The organism is Metabacillus niabensis, from assembly GCF_902829255.1.
Taxonomy (GTDB): domain Bacteria; phylum Bacillota; class Bacilli; order Bacillales; family Bacillaceae; genus Metabacillus; species Metabacillus niabensis.
In genome coordinates this window covers 1-2,926 of the sequence record NZ_CADEPK010000302.1, presented here as the reverse complement: position 1 = coordinate 2,926, position 2,926 = coordinate 1, and the positions used below count along the sequence as shown (strand labels likewise).

3 protein-coding genes are annotated in these 2,926 nt (G+C 32.6%); 1 reads left to right on the top strand and 2 read right to left on the bottom strand.

The features are described 5' to 3' along the window. Window positions 1-433 precede the first annotated feature (433 nt). The gene (locus HU235_RS17760; RefSeq protein ID WP_174881085.1) at window positions 434-1,048 is read left to right on the top strand and encodes an L-2-amino-thiazoline-4-carboxylic acid hydrolase; all 615 of its coding nucleotides are present in this window, start codon (window positions 434-436) and stop codon (window positions 1,046-1,048) included. A gap of 99 nt (window positions 1,049-1,147) precedes the next feature. Here the strand turns inward: HU235_RS17760 and HU235_RS17755 are convergent, their stop codons facing one another. Beyond that, entirely contained in the window at window positions 1,148-2,350 is a 1,203-nt protein-coding gene (locus tag HU235_RS17755) for an MFS transporter (protein WP_174881084.1), read from the bottom strand. Window position 2,351: 1 nt separating this feature from the next. Beyond that, on the bottom strand, window positions 2,352-2,759 hold the full coding sequence (locus HU235_RS17750) for a MarR family winged helix-turn-helix transcriptional regulator (protein WP_170944340.1): 408 nt from the start codon (window positions 2,757-2,759) through the stop codon (window positions 2,352-2,354). Window positions 2,760-2,926: the final 167 nt, after the last annotated feature.

The following is a 2,926-nucleotide window of genomic DNA, read 5'->3' as shown; positions in this document are numbered from 1 at the left end:
AAATATAATTATATTATAATCCAAATTGACAATCCTACTGAAATTGCTGCAAGTATTCGAAGACATATTCATTTGAATTAAGAATATGTTTAAAAGTCCTCTAACTTGTCGCCCTTTTATAAAGAATTGAACGTTAGAAAGCTGCTTTTGCAGCTTTTTATTTATCATTTTCCTTCCTAAAATGGCAAGAATTCCAGGAATTCTTATAATTTATCTCTCGTTTTAGAACTATGTGAAATACAAAAAGACACAAAAGAGAAAACCCTGCATTATATTGAAATGTTTTTCCTTAAAAAATGCCTAGTTTTTCTTTTCCATGGTTCAAAAAAACAAAATAAAATTTAAGTAAATGACATCTTTACAAATAATTCCTTTCATGATATTTTATACTCAACGTTGAATATATAACTTTGAATTTAAAGGAGGAGATAGGATGATTAAAAGTATGATAGAAAAAGGGTTTTTCAAAGGTGTTAAACAAAAGCTTGGTTATGAAAAAGCAAATGAAATAAGAGAGCTATATATTATGGTCTTGAAGGAGAATATGGGATTGGCTACAGATAAACCAACTGAATTCAACTTGATGTATACTTCTCTTATACTTGCCACATATAGGGTATTAAAAAAATATCAATTTGAAAATTGGGAAGAAATTCTCCGTTATATCCTTATTGAAAGAACGAAAAAGAAGCAGCAATTTTTTATGAAGCTATATTTATTGATAGATCCAAATCCTTTTAAACGTATCGTGAAAATTTCAAAGGAAAAACAAGATAAGCATTATGGAAATGTAAATTTTACACACGATATTGTAAGAGATGATGAGCAAGCCTATCATTTACATGTGAAAAAGTGCTTTTATTTTGATTTTTTCCGAGCAAATGATGCACTGGAAGTAATGCCAATGTTTTGTACACTTGATGATATATGGGGTGATGTATTACTGCCACATAAGCACGGTGTTCGCTTTTCACGGCCAAAATTATTGTCAAAGGGTGATAGTTATTGTTTTTTCAAATTTGACCGAACGAAAAAGGAATCTTTATAGAAAATTTTATCGCCTCATACTCAATATTGAATAATACACATTGAGTTAATAAAAAAGCTGTATTTCATTTTAATATGAAATACAACTTCTTTAATGTGCTTACTCTGTCTCAGCCAATGAAAGCTGGGCTTTTTCTTTTCTTCCATATAGGAAGTAGTATAACGGTATACAAATTAAAATAATCGGAACCATTAATAGGAATACGGTTCTATAGCCTGTAATTGGAGCAATAAATCCAAGTATGAATGGTCCAACTCCGAGACCTAAATCATATAAAATGTAATATGTTGAGGTCGCGAGCCCGAAACGATGTGGCTCTGTTACTTTCACCGCAACTGTTTGGGCAATAGAGTTAAAATTCCCATAGCCAAATCCAATAAGAACAGCTGAAACAAGCAGCATCCAACCAGAAGCTGCTTCACTAAATAACAGCATCCCAACTGTAAATACGGCTAAACAAGGATATACAATAATATTCGCCCCTTTAGCATCCATAATTTTGCCAGTATAAGGCCTGCTTATAATAATAATGATTGCATAGGCAAGGAAGAAATAGCTAGCTGCATCGACTAAATCAATTTCCTCAGCATAAAATGAGAGGAACGACATAATACCTGAATATGTGAAGCCAACAATTAGGGCGATGATCGAGATCGGAACTGCCTTTGGCTCAATAAACTTTGAGAGAATAGATTTTCCTTCTACCTTTGAAGTTTGTTTTGCAACAACCGGTAATTTTAATTTGACAAAGAAGAAGCCGATAAGAATGATTGCAGATAGGATAATATTCATTGAAAACATGAGATTAAAACCATTCTTTAGCTTCATCAGGTAAATTCCGATAAACGGACCAATAGCTGTAGCTAAAATAACACTTAAACTAAAATATCCAATTCCTTCACCTTTTTTTGATGCAGGAAGAATTTGGGCAATAATCGTACCTGCTGCTGTTCCAATGATCCCGACACCAATTCCTTGTAATAAACGATTAATTAATAAAAAGCCAACACCGATTTGAATAAAATAAAAACAAGAGGTAATTAAAAAAGTAGATAAGCCTATCCATAGTATTTTCGTTGCACCAAGCTGTGCAATAAAACGCCCTGCACCAAGTCTTCCAATAAGTGAACCAACGATGAAAATGCTAGAAACTAGCCCAGCAGTACTTGTTGAAACATGATACTCATCCATCGCATAGGATGCAATTGTAACCATTAATAAATAAAACATGAGAATTGATAGGAAGTTGATAATACCGATAATGATAAAATCCTTCGTCCAAATTTTTTCGTTGTCATACATCTTACTCCTTCATTGCTTCGTATAAAGTGGACAAGCCACGTTGTAGAAATTCCTTTTCTTCCTTTTGAAAATTTGAAAGGAGGTCATCTTGAAATTTCGAAATAATTGGTGATACCTCATTCATGAGAAGGTGACCTTTTTCCGTTAGAATGAGCTGTTTTTCACGCTTATCCTTACCAGGAATTGTCTCAATAAGCCCAAGCTTAATTAGCTGTTTAACATTAGCAGAAACAGTTGGCTTCTCAATATCCCAATAGGTTGCGATTTGAATGCTAGTTACTTGTCCATTCTGAACTAAATAATCTAACAAAGACCAGTTTGCAGGTGTAAGGCCAAATGGTGATAATTTAACTGTTAAACCTGATAAATAGCGACGATTTAATCGGTTGATTAAAGAAAAAATATTCAAGATTACCCTCCTATATAGTTAGTTACACTAACTAATTAAAACAAAAAACATTGGATATGTAAAGAATCAAACATCGGAAAAGTACATTTTAATAAGGCGATTTAGTTCAGAGGGGGAAGGTATTATTACAACCTTTACCTTTTTTAAACCTTACATACTATTAAAAA

Excerpts from the sequence above, each read along its gene's own strand:
- HU235_RS17760 (WP_174881085.1), top strand. The coding sequence starts at position 434 with ATGATTAAAAGTATGATAGAAAAAGGGTTTTTCAAAGGTGTTAAACAA.
- HU235_RS17755 (WP_174881084.1), bottom strand. The coding sequence starts at position 2,350 with ATGTATGACAACGAAAAAATTTGGACGAAGGATTTTATCATTATCGGT.